The 14,977-nt window shown below is 41.2% G+C and carries 17 protein-coding genes and 1 pseudogene; 12 read left to right on the top strand and 6 right to left on the bottom strand.

Annotation, left to right across the window (positions count from 1 at the left end):
- The first annotated feature begins 153 nt into the window (after window positions 1-153).
- Window positions 154-2,232 carry a YCF48-related protein gene (locus ABRS97_RS01200; RefSeq protein ID WP_367811070.1) on the top strand — a complete coding sequence of 693 codons (2,079 nt, stop codon included), beginning with the start codon at window positions 154-156 and terminating at the stop codon, window positions 2,230-2,232.
- Here the strand turns inward: ABRS97_RS01200 and ABRS97_RS01195 are convergent.
- A complete protein-coding gene (locus tag ABRS97_RS01195; RefSeq protein WP_367811069.1) occupies window positions 2,222-2,719 on the bottom strand; it encodes a GNAT family N-acetyltransferase in 498 nt (165 codons plus the stop codon). The genes ABRS97_RS01200 and ABRS97_RS01195 overlap by 11 nt on opposite strands.
- A gap of 161 nt (window positions 2,720-2,880) precedes the next feature.
- Here ABRS97_RS01195 and ABRS97_RS01190 point away from each other — a divergent pair, with 161 nt between their 5' ends.
- Window positions 2,881-3,165, top strand: a complete 285-nt coding sequence (locus ABRS97_RS01190) for a hypothetical protein (RefSeq protein ID WP_367811068.1) — start codon at window positions 2,881-2,883, stop codon at window positions 3,163-3,165.
- A 340-nt stretch (window positions 3,166-3,505) separates the two neighbouring features.
- On the opposite strand, the gene ABRS97_RS01185 is transcribed toward ABRS97_RS01190, so the two are convergent.
- The 3 genes from ABRS97_RS01185 to ABRS97_RS01175 all read right to left on the bottom strand — a co-directional run bounded on the left by ABRS97_RS01185 (window position 3,506) and on the right by ABRS97_RS01175 (window position 5,913).
- A complete protein-coding gene (locus tag ABRS97_RS01185; protein WP_367811067.1) occupies window positions 3,506-4,015 on the bottom strand; it encodes a stalk domain-containing protein in 510 nt (169 codons plus the stop codon).
- A 306-nt stretch (window positions 4,016-4,321) separates the two neighbouring features.
- A complete protein-coding gene (locus ABRS97_RS01180; RefSeq protein WP_367811066.1) occupies window positions 4,322-5,044 on the bottom strand; it encodes an RDD family protein in 723 nt (240 codons plus the stop codon).
- A gap of 323 nt (window positions 5,045-5,367) precedes the next feature.
- Window positions 5,368-5,913, bottom strand: a complete 546-nt coding sequence (locus tag ABRS97_RS01175; RefSeq protein ID WP_367811065.1) for a hypothetical protein — start codon at window positions 5,911-5,913, stop codon at window positions 5,368-5,370.
- A gap of 220 nt (window positions 5,914-6,133) precedes the next feature.
- Between ABRS97_RS01175 and ABRS97_RS01170 the strand changes: the two are divergent.
- Window positions 6,134-6,271: pseudogene (locus ABRS97_RS01170) on the top strand (PLP-dependent transferase); the annotation flags it as partial.
- 180 nt (window positions 6,272-6,451) lie between these two features.
- Here the strand turns inward: ABRS97_RS01170 and ABRS97_RS01165 are convergent.
- Window positions 6,452-7,006, bottom strand: coding sequence for a hypothetical protein (locus tag ABRS97_RS01165; RefSeq protein ID WP_367811064.1), 555 nt, complete (start codon window positions 7,004-7,006; stop codon window positions 6,452-6,454).
- 377 nt (window positions 7,007-7,383) lie between these two features.
- Between ABRS97_RS01165 and ABRS97_RS01160 the strand changes: the two genes are divergently transcribed.
- The 9 genes from ABRS97_RS01160 (at window position 7,384) to coaD (ending at window position 13,589) form a co-directional block, all read left to right on the top strand.
- Window positions 7,384-7,560, top strand: a complete 177-nt coding sequence (locus ABRS97_RS01160) for a stalk domain-containing protein (RefSeq protein WP_483312399.1) — start codon at window positions 7,384-7,386, stop codon at window positions 7,558-7,560.
- Complete coding sequence (locus ABRS97_RS01155; protein ID WP_367811063.1) at window positions 7,529-7,948, top strand: YfbM family protein; 420 nt, start codon at window positions 7,529-7,531, stop codon at window positions 7,946-7,948. Before ABRS97_RS01160 ends, ABRS97_RS01155 begins: the two co-directional genes overlap by 32 nt.
- A gap of 36 nt (window positions 7,949-7,984) precedes the next feature.
- Window positions 7,985-9,199, top strand: coding sequence for a hypothetical protein (locus ABRS97_RS01150; RefSeq protein ID WP_367811062.1), 1,215 nt, complete (start codon window positions 7,985-7,987; stop codon window positions 9,197-9,199).
- 293 nt (window positions 9,200-9,492) lie between these two features.
- A complete protein-coding gene (locus ABRS97_RS01145; RefSeq protein ID WP_367811061.1) occupies window positions 9,493-9,936 on the top strand; it encodes a hypothetical protein in 444 nt (147 codons plus the stop codon).
- Between the two features lie 198 nt (window positions 9,937-10,134).
- The gene (locus tag ABRS97_RS01140) at window positions 10,135-10,437 is read left to right on the top strand and encodes a ParB N-terminal domain-containing protein (RefSeq protein ID WP_367811060.1); all 303 of its coding nucleotides are present in this window, start codon (window positions 10,135-10,137) and stop codon (window positions 10,435-10,437) included.
- A gap of 105 nt (window positions 10,438-10,542) precedes the next feature.
- Window positions 10,543-11,337, top strand: a complete 795-nt coding sequence (locus tag ABRS97_RS01135; protein WP_367811059.1) for a stalk domain-containing protein — start codon at window positions 10,543-10,545, stop codon at window positions 11,335-11,337.
- Window positions 11,338-11,511: 174 nt separating this feature from the next.
- Entirely contained in the window at window positions 11,512-11,778 is a 267-nt protein-coding gene (locus ABRS97_RS01130; RefSeq protein ID WP_367811058.1) for a hypothetical protein, read from the top strand.
- A 698-nt stretch (window positions 11,779-12,476) separates the two neighbouring features.
- Entirely contained in the window at window positions 12,477-13,040 is a 564-nt protein-coding gene (gene rsmD, locus ABRS97_RS01125) for a 16S rRNA (guanine(966)-N(2))-methyltransferase RsmD (protein WP_367811057.1), read from the top strand.
- A gap of 42 nt (window positions 13,041-13,082) precedes the next feature.
- Window positions 13,083-13,589 carry a pantetheine-phosphate adenylyltransferase gene (coaD, locus tag ABRS97_RS01120; protein WP_367811056.1) on the top strand — a complete coding sequence of 169 codons (507 nt, stop codon included), beginning with the start codon at window positions 13,083-13,085 and terminating at the stop codon, window positions 13,587-13,589.
- Window positions 13,590-13,611: 22 nt separating this feature from the next.
- Here the strand turns inward: coaD and ABRS97_RS01115 are convergent, their stop codons facing one another.
- Complete coding sequence (locus tag ABRS97_RS01115) at window positions 13,612-14,895, bottom strand: nucleoside recognition domain-containing protein (RefSeq protein WP_367811055.1); 1,284 nt, start codon at window positions 14,893-14,895, stop codon at window positions 13,612-13,614.
- Between the last annotated feature and the right edge of the window lie 82 nt (window positions 14,896-14,977).

Genomic DNA, 14,977 nt, shown 5'->3' with positions numbered 1-14,977 from the left:
TGACAATTATGAATATGCTCTAGGTTTTGTTAAGAGGAGGCATCCTATCCAGTGGGAAAATACGGATTCATGAACTATTTTAAAGAAAGGACCGTCATTACATATACGAAACAAGCGCAGCGCTGTAAACCATAGAGCGGGAGGAGAGAGGCCATGTCAGGCACAAAGAAATATATCTATTGTCTGATCTTTCTGCTTTGCTCAGGCTGCTTTCAAGAAGAAGCAGCGAGTCCTTCTCCGACAGAAACGGTCTCCTCCAAGCAAACCCCGGTTTCAGGCTTCACGGTTGCGGCAAGAAGCGACGTTGTGGTGGATGAACAAACAGCTTCCTACAGCCTATCTAAATTGGATTTTATCGACGATCAGAACGGGATGATGGTGAAGGAGACGGAAGGGCAGGAGCCCACTCTGCTTCAGACCGCAGATGGCGGTGTTTCTTGGCACGAAGCATCTATCCCCGCTTTTACGGTAAGTGCCATAGAGATGGTTCAATCGAACTCGGTATGGGCCGCGGTAAAGACCGGATGCAAAGAGCAAGACGGCACAATGAGCTGCCAAGAAGAACAATTGCTGCACACCTCAGATCAAGGACAATCATGGGAACTGAAATGGAGTCGAAAGAAGCCAAATAGCGCTCGGGCGCTTGCTCAGCTTACGTTTATCAATTCGCACGAAGGTTTCATGCAAATGGATGGTGAGGTAATCCATACACAAGACGGCGGAGCGCAATGGGAACTCATAGACTTCGGTCTGAAAAACTTTCGCGCAGAACACTACAGTTTTATTGATAGCCGTCAGGGCTGGGTCATCGGAACGCTGCAGTCCGCGCTGCCTAAAGAGCAAGGCGCCGTTGCTACGCCTGAATCTGCCTCCTCGCAATTGATTATTTTGAGAACAGCAGATGGAGGGGCTCACTGGAGCAAACAGAGTTTCTTAACAGCCGCTACGAACCAGTTTCATAGCGTTGGCCTGAAATTTATCGATGCGAACCATGGTTGGTTGCTTACCAGTAATTTGGATACGATGAGAGGCGGCTTGTTTACGACTGCAGACGGGGGAGCGCATTGGACTCAAATCAATGACATCCAAAGCGCTCGTCCAGCCCCCGCGGATATGCAATTCGTGGGCCAAGTGGGTTGGATCCCGCTTGACCGCGGGGCAGGTCCCGTGGATGGCGGCTTGATGATGACGAAGGATGGCGGCACGCATTTTCAAACAATTGGCGCTGATAAGGGATGGAGCATCCATGCAGTGGATTTGATTTCTGCGCGCGAAGGATGGGCAGTAGGCATCTCGCCGAATCGTTCTGACTATTTGATTCATACGAAGGATGCGGGGACAACATGGTCCCAAGCCTACCCGCCGTTAAGTCCATCAAAGGCAGTCGCTTTCATAGATAATCTTCATGGATACGGGCTCACATCAGGACTGGAGAATGATCTCTTCATAGAAACAAAGGACAGCGGGCTAACATGGCACCCTCAAAGCAGTATCCCAAGCTCCTATCAGAACTGCATGCTCACCTTTCTCGATGCGCAGACGGGCTGGCTGCTCACTAGCGATTCGGCAGATAGTCATTCCAATCTCAGGCTCACCTCAGACGGCGGCCGAACTTGGGAAGTCATCGCGCGGGATTTGTTAGGACTGGATCGATTGGGGGACGAGCCGTATTTCCAATTCTTTGACCGTCAAAACGGGCTTATCGCCGCAACCGGCGTCAAGGAAATGGTGCTGCTGCGCACGCAGGATGGGGGGCTGACGTGGTCAGCTTCGAGCCGTATCCCTCTGCCCAAAGCAAATGGCGGAACGGTTACGTTTATTTCACCCACCCAGGGTTGGTTGATTGGGCAAGGGAAGAAAGGCGATGAAGAAACTTACGTATTTCGCATGCAAGATGGAGAAACTTGGCAGGAAACAGGTAAGCTGCCGGGCCGATTAGCACCACAAGCCCTCTCATTTACGAATGCCCGGGATGGCTGGATGCTCTTGCACAATTATGTGGACGGGAAAGAGGTTCAATGGCTGCTGATGCGGACTGGAGATGGGGGGGATTCATGGACCCAGCAAGCATTTCCCGAGACGTTTCATCCGCTGGATTTGAACATACAGATGAATGTGATTTCGTCTTCCACCGGATGGCTGCTGGGCATGAACGCACTATGGAGCACTGTAGATGGCGGATCTACTTGGAAACTTATGGACAATTTTTTGGCTCGTACCACTAAGAAATGATTTTCTGAAAAGTAACGATATCAAGAAACTGTCCCCACTTGAAACCGACTTCACGGAAGTGAGCACACTGCGAATAGCCAATTTTCGTAAAAGTTTGGATACTCCGGCTGTTATCCGCACAAATCGTGGAAATAAGCGCGTGGAAGCCGTTTTGCTTCCCAAAATGCTCAATATATTGAAGAGCGGCTGTCCCTATACCTTTGCCTACACACAGAGGATCCAAATAAATCGTTACCTCGCCAGTAGTGTCGTAGGCTTGTTTCTTCTTGTGCGGCATCAGCTGCACATAGCCTTGCAGGCTGCCATCCAGCGTGATAACGAAAGTTTGGAAACGCGGATTGATATGAACCACGCTCTCCGTAAATTCTGGCAGCGTTACAGGTTCCGTATGGAAAGAAACGGTTGTATGCATTACGAAATGATTGTAAATATTCATGAGTGACGGGATGTCGGCTTCCTCCAGCTCTCTGAAAACTATGTTCGGCATGAAATCTGCTCCTCGCTTATGTGTAGTCATACTTTTGAGAAAAATATTCCACAGAAAAAGCCAATTTCCTTTTTCTTATTAGACATATAGCCATAATGCCTATAAGTTCGTTATAATGTGGAAATAAACGATGGATACACTTTAAGAATCGGGGGAGTCGCATGTCAGGCAATGCAGGTTACATACTAGTTATACTTATCGGGGTTATCGTACTGGCAGGACTTACGATCATGAACCTTCGCAAAATTAGCCGAAGTACAGCCGATCTGACAATGCTCAAAAAAAGAACGCTGCTCTGGAGCGAGATCTCATTAGCGCTGTTTGTTGTTCAACTGTTCTTCCGGGATCGCCAAGGCGGATTCCTATTGTTCTTCGGGATCCTTACCGTGTTCACTGGAGCTCATTATTTAGGCGTACTGTATTATTCGAGAAAAAAAGGCAAGTAAACAAGAGGCTCGCTCGACGTAGAATTTCTGCGAAAGGGCAGCCTCTATTTTAATTTTTGAACACTTGAATAAATGAAATGAAATCGGACATACTATTTTTGACGGTGAAACAAGAGAGGTGTGGTTCCGTTGAGCATTCAACGCGATAATACCAGGGAAGTTGTTGTTGAATCTAAATAGAAGCGAGGAGATGTGCCGCAGATTCGTTAATGTAGTACTTGTACTGCAATAATGTGATGAGGTAGAGACCGAGCCATGTAAGGGTTCAGAGCATAAGTACCGACAATCCAATCACCGTCGAAAAGGACTCCGAGAGGAGTCCTTTTTCATGTGTACGATCCTATTTTTGCTTTTCAAGGTCGGCAATGTCTTTCTCGTATTGCGTAATGTCAGCTTTAAGTTTATTAATCGTTTTCTTATAATCATCATTATTAGGTGATGGGAAATTTTTTATTTTGTCTTCAAATGCAGTGATATTTAAATTCGCATTATCGATAAGCGCTTGAAGCTGATCGATTTTGCCTTGAATTGTAGGCTCAGGCGTAGGTGTTGGCGTTAGCGCCGGTTGCGAAGGCTTGGCAACCGTTCCGCCAGGTGCATTTTTCGTAAGAACAACCTTTTGATCCTCCGTAAAAGTAACCTTGTATCCGACAGCCTCGCCGAAATCCCTAACGGGCAGGTAGGTTTTATTGTCAACGATAATGGCGTCTCCAAGAGATTTGCTTTCTAATACTACAGGGAATACGCCCTGTACGATTTGATTAATCAGTTTATTGGCTTCCTGCGCATAGGCGCCAGCCGCAGTTGCTAATACAAATCCGGCTATGCCGCCGATTACATATTTTTTCATATTGTTTTCCCTCATTATTCCTTTTTTCTTGAGTATAACACAGCGTGGATGGTTTTAAATAATTTGTCGAAGGGCCTCATTATTAAGATGTGGTAAAAGGGTTTATCTCCCAGATGTAATTTTGTGTAAAAATTCAATGGAATCAAAATGTCTTATGAGACACTTCATTAATTTCTATGCGAATTGTTGCAACCCAATTTTCGTTAAATGTATTGTGGTCCCTTGGAAGCCTTTTAACATTCTGTTTAAATGCTGAAAGCCTGAAGTATATTCCCTAAAGAGTCTGGTAAACAAATCTGTTCTCCTTTAATCGTTTTGAGTTGATATAAAGTGAATAAATCCAACTAGAACCAAAAAGATAATGAGTCCAATAATAACCCACAGAACAGTCTTACCAAGACTTTTAAATATCGATTTATTTGTGGCTATAGTAGCTTGGTGTGATAAATCAATTTGGTTCTCAGACATTTCTTTCATTTGTTTATATAAATCAAGGGAAATCACATAACTTCCGGCAGCGTAGTCGTGAACTGCCCGTTTTTTGCTATTGAATGCAACAGTAAGGCACTCGACAAAAGTAATAAATCCAATAAAGTTCCCGATTGAAGAGATGTTACTTTTGTGAGTACTTAAGAAATGACTAATGTCAGAAGAACTGACTTGTAGATCAATTCCTTCTTTTAGTTTCATTACCATAATGATTGAATAAAGAAAGAAGAGTATATATCTAATCGTTGCTGTTCCAATATGAAGATAATTTCCTTCTTTGTTTACGACTCTAGCTTTGCTGATTAATTTTCCCGGGGTTCCACCAAACTTGACTACCATACACACATAAAAAGAACAAAACAGCAACCAATAAACGATGAAAGGGAATACTGAACCGATTTTGATTGATGTACTCAAAGAAAACCTATATAACAAAACGGCTGGAACACAAATGATTATTAGATCCACAATGTGCATCCAAACTCGTTTCCAAAATCCAATGTATTGTATCTCGGCACTAATTTGATTATCAGCTTCCATGTAGTTGAGCCTCCATTTGTTCAAATATCGAAGAAATTTTAACCTCACGGGATATAATTATTGGGTTTCACCACAAAGTAAATGACGTATATGAGCAACGGAATGTGGAAGAGAATACAAATGTAAAATGCTCTCCTACGCTTTATAAACAAGAGTAGCTGTATTAACAAAATAACAATTGCCAAAAGGAGGCTTAATAAAATGCTGATTTGAAACATTTGTATGCCAGTTTTGCCGATGCATATTTAATTGAAGACTTAGAAATTTTAAAAGCGATATCCATTATATAATTTAAGTTTTCATTATGTGTTAAAAAGTTAGAACTAATGAACAACCTCGAACTCGGTCTCAGCACTCCCGCCGTCTGAAGAAACAGTGATCGGCCAGCTTCCCAAAGTCGTTCTCCCACCAACATGCCAAGACCAACTTACATTACCTTTATCATCAGCTTTTTTGGATTTAAGACCTTCGGCCTTACTAGCACCACTTTTGTAGTGAACCTCAATCGATGCCGTTGCTCCTGGTTTAACTTTCGCTTTTAAGGTCGCTGTTGAATTTCGTGCAGCAGGTGAAGTGACGCTGATGATTTTTACAGAAGCTTTCTCAATGATTGGTGTGGTCGTAGGCGCTGGGTTTGCTTCTTGTGGTGCCATTGTTTGAGTTGGAACCGATATAGTCACAGGAGAAGGTGAAATTGCAACAGTTGGCACTGGTGCTGCTGTAGTAGATAAAGCTGCGATAGGAGTAGCTGCGGGTTGATTTGAAGCATTGGGAGAAGTAGTCGTTGGAGAATTAGACATTGTTGATGACGCACAGCCGGTTAACAAGATAAATGAAACTATCAAAGAAGCTAACAGTTTATTAGACATAGGTACCACTCCTAATTATAATAGTTGGGAATATTTTACCAAAAACAGAATCCCAAAGATACAAATAATGTATATTCAGGGCGGATTTACTATGGTGAAATGAATATTATTTATTTTTGAGGAAAAAAATGGTTATATCGAATTTGGAAAAGTATTATATTGATGTCTACAGCCTTCTCAGCTTTGTTTTGAAGTTCACGTATATGAGGGGACGGGGAGGATGTCGGATGAAAGAAAGCCGAGTCTGGAAACGTTGGCTGTTCATGGAGGTCAGCAAATTGATCCGAAAACGGGATCAAGAGCAGTACCTATTTACCAAACCACTTCATATGGATTTAAGGATATAGAGCACACAGCAACTTCAGATTGGCTGGAGGTAAACCGTTCAACTGGAGAAGTATCTAGTATGCTTTTTGATAAATAATATTTAATCGCAGAAGTGCTCTATTTTAAGGTAAGATAGCCTATTCCTTGTGGGATAGGCTGTTTCTTGTATATGAAATGAGTTTTGTATTATTTTAAATCTAAATTTATAAAATTATCTCTGTAAAAGGGAGCTACTTAAGAAGATCACAACACAAATACCAAAGACAATAGATAGTGATTTCCATTTTTTAGTTTCTAATGTTCGAAAATAGGTTGACGCAGTTTCACGGCACAAATAAAACAAAAGAAAGCAATTCCATAAAGCCCGAATTCCATATTTTATGTAGTTCATTGTTATTTGGTTTGTTGGCATACTATACTGACCATAAATACTAGAAATGGAAATAAGTACGTTAATATTACGAGTAACAGCATATGCAAAATAGAATAAAGCTAGCCACCAACCCCACTTCTTACCCAGCCACATCCCTACTGCAGCAGCAATACCAATTAGACCTAAGAAGCCGATTGCTGCTTGAAAAAAATAACTTGAAACTCCTATCAGTGTCGATGCTTCATTGAGCTTGCTAAAGGCTAGTAACTGAGTGCCAAGCAGTATAACTCCTCCAATAGCCAGCAAAACTGCAAGAAGACTTACACCTGCAGGACGATCATATGATGCCTCCATAATTTCTTGATCTACAGATCTAGGTGTAAAATTCGACAATTTATTGTTCCCCCTAAAATTTATATTTTACATTGTATCATCTAACCTTTATTGTAACAATGTGGAAATTTAGTTATGATGAATAAGAAATTGTTGAACGATTTTAGAAAAAATCTATTCCTTGTGGGATAGGTTTTTTATTTGGATTTAGTTGGAAGAATTAAAGGGATTTTGAAAGTGGAGTTGAATAAATATTCTATCTTACAAGAAAAGGAAGATTATATTGAAATTTAAAAAAGCAGCGATTGTTTCATCAATTAGTCTAGCGTTTATCCTCGGGGGGTTCACTTGGTGTAAAAGCAGATTCGATTTCAGAGTCTATTTCAGCATATCTTGATCACGGTATCAAAATACAATTAAACGGTGCAGATTTTGAAATGAAGGATTCTAATGGCAATAAGATGGAGGCAATAAATTATAATGGAAGTACATATCTCCCCCTACGTTCAGTAGCAGAAGCATCCGGAATGAATGTAAAGTGGGACGAGGATACAAGAACAGCTTTGTTGAAGCGCATTGAGTATGACGGGAAAACTAAATCGGATTTCTATTGAAACACTTAAACGTATAATTGAGGGTATAGACAAAGCCTGGCATGCAATACATTTTATTTTAAATGAAAGTGCTTGGGAGGGGGAATTACCCTTATTTAATGTCATTTTAGGTGGAACAGAGATTGGGGAGGACATGGGATTTGGACCAGTTAGATATGTAACAAATGAAGAAGTGAAAGATATAGCTTTAAAATTGTCCAATTTAAATGAGAATGATCTAAGGAATAGATTCAATCCAAAGGTGATGAATGAATTACAAATATACCCTGCGATAGATTGGGTTGAACGAGGCGATCAGGAGTTTGTTTTTTCATATTACGAAGAAGTAAAGAACTATTATATAGATGCTTCGTTGAAAAATTGTGCAATGCTGTTATACATAATATAAACCGATAGATGATTTTTGTTTTCTGGAGGAATTGATTTGAGTAAAATTCTAATAATCTTTATTGGTTTATTTATAATGGTTGCATGTAATAAACAGCCCCCAACAAGCAGTAATGTTGAGAATTCTACTATAAAAGCGAGTCCAAAAGTTTCGATTGAATCAAAGGAAACAATTAAACCATCGCCTCCTGCAGTTCATACTGAAACACCTATACCTACCCCCGCAGTTATTGCCATTCCTACAGCTACTATAAAACCAACGGGAGTTATAAAGTCAAACAACAACAATTCAGAAGCAGGTAAAGTCATTACTGGAACTTTCATTTATCCGTGGTCCAACCCTTTGAATTCAGGAACTGCTGAAGTGACTAAGTTAGGCGAAAACAAATATCACCTAAATGTTTCAGTTGTTCATGGTTTTGGTCATAATATCGGGGATATCGATTTCGACTTCACACATGATGGGAAAAACTTTGTTATTTTAAATGACCAGTTTAAGAAAGTTACCCTGGCTTTTGCGGATAACTCACTTACTATTGATTATACTGGCGAGGAATTTGGCGGGTTCAATGCAGAACCTAAAGGGACATTTTACTTGAAAAACGCTGGTATTAATGATGTTCCTTTTTTGACCAAACTATACGATAAGTTGAACCTCTCAGATCAGTATCGCAACGGATTTACAGATGTTTTGACCTATAATTTAAACGAGATACAGCAAGTGTTACTGGTTCGGTCTACAAGTAGCATAAATCGTAATCAAGTTGTTTCTGAATCTCTGGTCATTTATAATACTTTAAACCAAAGCTTAGATATCCTTGGTGATGTAACAAGTAATAATGCACAGGAGCTTAGTAAAAAGCTTGAAAGCCTTAATGCTGATCAAGAATTAATTTATCAACTTTTACACAAAGATTATGCAGATCGATTCATTGAGTTAAAAATGCGAAAATTTGACGAAGGCGATCCAAGGGCTAGAGATTTAGAAAAGTTTAGGCTTACGGATGCCGAAGTATTTTACATTATTACTGGTATTGAGGGGGCTTCATCGATTTCCAATAATACTCGTAATTCTGATAATATTGGATCAATCTTTAAAACAGAAGTTGATCACTCCGACGATACAACCGTTACTATCCACATTTATGAAATGGTTCGTAATGGTAACGATGATGAGCACACAGTAACTGCGGACTGGTTGGAGGTTGACCGTTCAAGCGGTGAAGTAGCGAGTACATTGTTTGAAAAGTGATATTGAATACTTGAATTTGGGTCGCTGAAAAGCGGCTCTTTTCTATAAATGAATGGCCTATTCCATTCATTTTATCCAATTGCTACATTAGTCCAACCACATTTAGATTTATGGAATAAAATGCTACCTCGCGAATAAATTTCATTGTTGCATAAATAAAATGTCGAGGTGTGGAATGAGTATAGCGAATGAGGCTAATAAAATGAAGAATAAAAAGAAAAGGGGGGAGTTTGTTAATTATCTGAAATTGAATTACAACGGTTTGTATCAAGTAGATAAAATGATCAAGGATTTTGAAACAAAAAAAGCCAGTAAATAAAGTGGCTATCAAAATTAAACCATTTGCTGATCCTAAAGGATTTTATTTATTTGCATCGAATACAATAAATGTAAATAATTCGACAATGAGGGGGGATGGTTGTATAGATCCTTTTGGGATATTCTTTTTACTCATAATAATTGGTGTTATTTTCTCTCTGCTTAAGAAAGGTATGGGAGGAAGTTATCACAGTTCTAATTCGCATTTTAACCATCAAGAGAATCATTTTAAGAACCATCATAATAACCATCACCAGCATCATATGGATATTCATAATTCACAAAGTAATAATGATTCAACCAGTGGCAGTGGAGATTTCGGTAATAATAGTGGTGGATTCGATAATAGTTTTGGTGGAAGTTTTGACAGCGGTGGCGGCGGTTGCTGTGACAGTGGAAATAGCAGTAACAATAATTAGCGAATCTTAGAGGTACTTTTTGTCATGCAGATGCCACCAATAAGTGAATGGATCACTTATAAAGGCTGTGATTGAATGAAATTCTGTAGCAAACTGAATTGTTTAAGGACTAGAACTCAATCGAATAAATAATAAAAAGCACCCTTGATGGTGCTTTTTATTTCGTCAAAATCCGACTTAACATAAGGGGGAAATGATTTGAGAATTGAAACCATTGCAATTGAAAACCTAAGGCCTAACAGCTGGAATCCAAACGAGATGGATGATCATATCTATCGATCGTTGACGGAAAGCATTCGAAAGTATGGTGTAGTGTACTACAGCCTAGTCCGAAGCGATATGACTATCGTGAAAGGTAAGAAGCGTTGGAGGGCAGTTAAAAAGGCTGGTCTTACTGATTTAGTCTGTGTAATTGTGGAGTTTAGTGATGAGGAGTCGAAGCTCTTAACCATTAGCCTAAGCCATTTGCGAGGCCGGACTAATGAATTGAGATTGATATAGAATTACAGAAAGATGAGTTTTAAAATATAATTTTCCTAAAAAGGTATTCTGAACTAGTTGCAGAATTTCTCTTAAGAAATTTATTTCCAAAAAAGGAGATATGAAATGAAACAGTTCTTTAAAAGCAAAAAAGCAATGTTTCTAGGAGCTTTACTGATTTTTACGATGGGGAATGTATCTGGGGTTTCAGCGAGTAGCTCCTTGAAGGAAATAACGGCCTTTTTGGATGATAGTATTCATATTTTTGTCAATGGGCTTCCATTTACTGCAAAAGATTCAGATGGCAAAGTACTTACCCCAATTAATTATGAGGGAAACACGTATCTACCGATGAGAAGTGTTGCAGAGGCGACTGGATTGAGTGTTAAATGGGAAGATGCTACAAGAACCGCAAAATTAGGTCCTTCAGAAAAAGATAACGAAGAGGATTTGGTTTTAATCGCTAAGGATAATAGCTTTCAAGTTACGCTTCCTTCAACATGGACTAGAAATGATAATCTTATATCGAAGCTTAATCCTTTTTATAAAGTGGGTGCAATTAATTATTCGAAAAAACCTAATCAATTTATGTCTGTAAATAGCGAACCCAGAAGTGGGTATTCAGATGAGTTTCACGTAAAAGACTATGCTAAACTAATAATTGAACAAATGAACGACCTTGGTGTTGTGAAAAACGTTAAAGTTATTTCTGAAAAAGAACTGACCATTAGCGGTCTACCGGCTAAACAAGTTGAAGTTTCTGGAATGGTAAATAAAAGTATCAGTTCATCGTATTTATGTACTTTTATAGAATCGAAGACTACTTTTTATCAATTGACCTTTTGGTCAGCAACAAAAAGTATTGATGATCCAGAAACCTTAACAAAAATAGCAATCACTTTTAAAGAACTATCTAATTAATTCTATTTGCACTGAGGGCAGCCTCAGTGCTTTTTTATTGTATATGGAAATTATGCGGGGTGCCGATCTGTGGATAAGTGATGTAGAATGGAAAAGGGAGGGATAGGACAATGGGTGAGCCGAAATCATATAAAAAGAAAGGGACGGTCAAGAAAATCTTGAAAGATCACTTTCATGGGTATTGGTAAAATGCATGGAGAATCCTATCCTGAATCTGTTCGTGAAAGCATTGAAGAAACGGTACAGAAAGCAATGAAGTGCGGCAGTAGAGATCTTGGTTTTGCGTTGTATGAGTGTAAGGGCTGTAAAGAGGGGAACCAGAACCAGTGTATGTATGTTTCACCTGCAAGAGAAGACGAAAGAGAAAGAGAACAGGAGAAAAAATGGGGGATGCAAGCTTATGAAAGACGAAAAAAACAAAGAGTAAAAGCTGCTGGATGAGCCAGCCAGAAGGATGAAAGGCACGATAGAAGATTGGCTCGGAATGAATAATCCAGATGTTTTTATTGACTACGTTTGTTTAGAATGTGGGTGCATAGACCCGGTTTCCCGATTTCATAGTGGATGAATGTGCATGGGAGATGAAGATGGAGAAGAACCGACTTTCTTTTGCCCTGCGTGTAATGGGACGATGGTAAGAAAGGAAAAGCCGAGGGTTGATTAAACAGTCGGCTAGAACGTGTTCTTATTCACCCGAAGGGTGATTTTGTTCTATTCTCAAGCGCTTGGGAATATCTCATTCATTATCTGATATTTTCGTATATATTACTTTTTAGGCGTGTTATTTTACTGATTTGGTGACCAACTTTAACTGTATTATAACTGTTTCGATTAAATTAACTATCTGTTATATATACACATAAACCCTTATATATCAACGTCTGTTAAAACTGTTACACAAATAATAACGACGGCCCTTTTACAGGCCGTCTCATGGGAGAGGAGAAACCGGACGAAGAGCTTATGGGGAAACGTAAGTCTTCTCCGCGGTTGTCTACGACATTCTCTGATGTCGATAGTTCAAGGATGACCGTTTTACAGGAAAATTATACATGGCAAGGATAAAATTTTTGTGTACAATTAGAGCTTGTGGTACGATAACAACGTAAATGAGCTAGCTAGAAGGGGATTACGGAAGCATGAGAGTCATTTCAGGCAGCGCCAAAGGCAGGTCGTTGAAAGCTGTGCCCGGCATGAGCACACGACCGACAACGGATAAAGTGAAGGAAGCGATTTTCAGCATGATCGGCCCTTATTTTGAGGGCGGCCAAGTGCTTGATTTATTCGCCGGAACCGGCGGGCTCGGTATCGAAGCGCTAAGCCGCGGCATGGAGAAAGCGGTATTCATTGACATTGAGAAAAAGAGTATCGAGACCATCCAGCTTAACTTGCAGGCGGCTGGTCTGAAGGAGCAAGCGGAGGTATACCGGACAGATGCGGTACGCGCGCTTAAAGCGCTGGCGAAAAGGGAGCAGCAGTTCCAGCTCGTTTTTTTGGATCCTCCTTACAAAATGAAGGTTATCGCTGAACTCATCCTTGCCATGGAGGAACAAGGGCTGCTGGATGAGCAAGCGACCATCGTTGTTGAACATGATTCGCAGGATGTGCTTCTTGAAGCCATCGGAGGGTTTGAGCAGCAACGAAGAGCTGGTTATGGCGACACAGCAGTCACTATATACAAGCGATCTTCGGAATCCATGTAAGCGAAATTTTGCATATCTAAAGAAAACGAGGAGATGAACAACATGATGAGGCAAGAACATGGCATTACGGTAGCCGTTTATCCTGGCAGTTTCGACCCTGTGACATACGGTCATCTTGATATTATACATAGAGCGGCAAAGGTGTTCGACAAATTGATTGTAGCCGTACTTAACAACACGTCCAAGAACCCGTTATTCACGCTGGAAGAGCGAATGGATCTTATTAGGAAAGTGACGCAGGATCTGCCTAATGTAGAGGTGGACGGTTTTCGCGATTTGATGGTTAATTATATGAAAGCTCGTAATGTACACTTGATTGTACGCGGACTTCGTGCGGTATCGGATTTTGAGTATGAACTGCAGATGGCATCGACGAATCATAAACTGAATGAAGATGTGGAAACGTTCTTCATGACCTCGAAGCCCAAGTATTCCTACTTAAGCTCCAGCATTGTGAAAGAAATCGCTCGCTTCCATGGCCCGGTCGGAGATCTCGTTCCTTCGGAAGTCGAGGAAGCTTTGAAGAAGAAATATCCCGTTATCCAATAACGGGTAACTCGAATGCAAGAATTCAGGGAGTCTTTTTATTTCTATAGGCACGGATGGACAAAGAAGCCACGATCATAACGATGAGCACAAGCACAAACTGAGGCAGCATTGAGCTATTGAGGCTCCATGCCGATTCGCCGTTCAATGGAAACAGAGACAAGGAGTTTCCGATTGTCGCGGAATCCAGCCAAAGGAAGCTTGGTTCTGAGTCCTTCAACAGCCACAGGAGTGGTTTCCACAATAGCGCGGTGAGCAGAAATGCAAGCCCGGCATGCAGGGCGCGAGCTAGTAAAAACGATACATAGCGCGCGTCTGTTTTTTGATGGAACCCTGCCACTTGTGCATGAGAGGATAAGCCTCCCCACCCAAGGAATGCGCCAATCAGCGCCATTTGCAGTAGCAGGGGGATATCTTGATCTTGACTGAACGCGTAGGAACCTAGGTGAATCTCAAGCAAGCCTTTCACAATATGAGGCGAAGAATCTCCTGCCAGGTTCATAAACCCAAGCAGGTTATGGGCGATATGACGAAATCCTTCCGTCAACTGAACAATGTTAATGACATTGATAAGTACGGAGAAAATCATCATGTAGCCGCCGATGAGCATTAATGCTTGGACAGATGAGATTACCGAATCTCCGAGCAGCTTGCCAAAAGCCCGTCCATCGTGCAAATAGGACGCTTTCATGGTTTGCAGCGTACGCTTCCAGATTGAGGCCGGAGCATGTATGTTCACTGCTCTTGAAACAGTCGGTTGATCAAACGGTTCTAGCGGGATTGGCCTGTCTTTCTTATTTCTCATTAGAAATCCGGTCAGAAGCGCCGATGTGTAGTGGATGATAGCAAGCAACACGCCAAGATTTGCATTGTGCAGGAACCCAACGCCAACGACCGTAATTATGAAAATAGGACTGCAAAGATGCGATAAAGCGGTAATCCGCTCTGTTTCTATTCGGTTAATCAAGCCCTTTTCTCGTAAGTTGGCTGTTATTTTGGCTCCAGTAGGAAATCCTACGATAAGACCGGAAGCAAGCGCCCAGCCGCCTACCCCGGGGAGACGGAAAATCGTGCGCATGAGCGGCTCCAGCAAGGTGCCGGCACCTTGAATAACGCCGAATCCAATGAACAGTTCGGTTATGATGAAAAAAGGCATCAGTGCGGGGAACACCAGTTTCCACCAAATCGAAAGCCCCTCGAGTGAGGACTGAAAAGCTTGTTCGGGGTATAAAATAATACACACAACAACAAGGGCAGCCAAAGACCCTAGCAGCAGCGTTGTGAGTTTACTACTGGATATTTGCTGCACGGCATTCACCTCATCCTATTGATGGTACATGTGTACGCATGCAGGAGCGGGTTTAGACCAAGCCGCGGGACTATGCCGCTAG

The organism is Paenibacillus tabacirhizosphaerae (assembly GCF_040812395.1).
In the GTDB taxonomy this organism is placed as follows: Bacteria; Bacillota; Bacilli; order Paenibacillales; family NBRC-103111; genus Paenibacillus_E.
The sequence above is the reverse complement of the archived record's forward strand: the minus strand, read 5'-3'. Positions and strand labels throughout refer to the sequence as shown.

Excerpts from the sequence above, each read along its gene's own strand:
- ABRS97_RS01130 (WP_367811058.1), top strand. The coding sequence starts at position 11,512 with ATGGGTATTGGTAAAATGCATGGAGAATCCTATCCTGAATCTGTTCGT.
- coaD (WP_367811056.1), top strand. The coding sequence starts at position 13,083 with ATGATGAGGCAAGAACATGGCATTACGGTAGCCGTTTATCCTGGCAGT.
- ABRS97_RS01175 (WP_367811065.1), bottom strand. The coding sequence starts at position 5,913 with ATGTCTAATAAACTGTTAGCTTCTTTGATAGTTTCATTTATCTTGTTA.
- rsmD (WP_367811057.1), top strand. The coding sequence starts at position 12,477 with ATGAGAGTCATTTCAGGCAGCGCCAAAGGCAGGTCGTTGAAAGCTGTG.
- ABRS97_RS01195 (WP_367811069.1), bottom strand. The coding sequence starts at position 2,719 with ATGCCGAACATAGTTTTCAGAGAGCTGGAGGAAGCCGACATCCCGTCA.
- ABRS97_RS01185 (WP_367811067.1), bottom strand. The coding sequence starts at position 4,015 with ATGAAAAAATATGTAATCGGCGGCATAGCCGGATTTGTATTAGCAACT.
- ABRS97_RS01160 (WP_483312399.1), top strand. The coding sequence starts at position 7,384 with ATGAAGGATTCTAATGGCAATAAGATGGAGGCAATAAATTATAATGGA.
- ABRS97_RS01200 (WP_367811070.1), top strand. The coding sequence starts at position 154 with ATGTCAGGCACAAAGAAATATATCTATTGTCTGATCTTTCTGCTTTGC.
- ABRS97_RS01190 (WP_367811068.1), top strand. The coding sequence starts at position 2,881 with ATGTCAGGCAATGCAGGTTACATACTAGTTATACTTATCGGGGTTATC.
- ABRS97_RS01180 (WP_367811066.1), bottom strand. The coding sequence starts at position 5,044 with ATGGAAGCTGATAATCAAATTAGTGCCGAGATACAATACATTGGATTT.
- ABRS97_RS01155 (WP_367811063.1), top strand. The coding sequence starts at position 7,529 with ATGACGGGAAAACTAAATCGGATTTCTATTGAAACACTTAAACGTATA.
- ABRS97_RS01135 (WP_367811059.1), top strand. The coding sequence starts at position 10,543 with ATGAAACAGTTCTTTAAAAGCAAAAAAGCAATGTTTCTAGGAGCTTTA.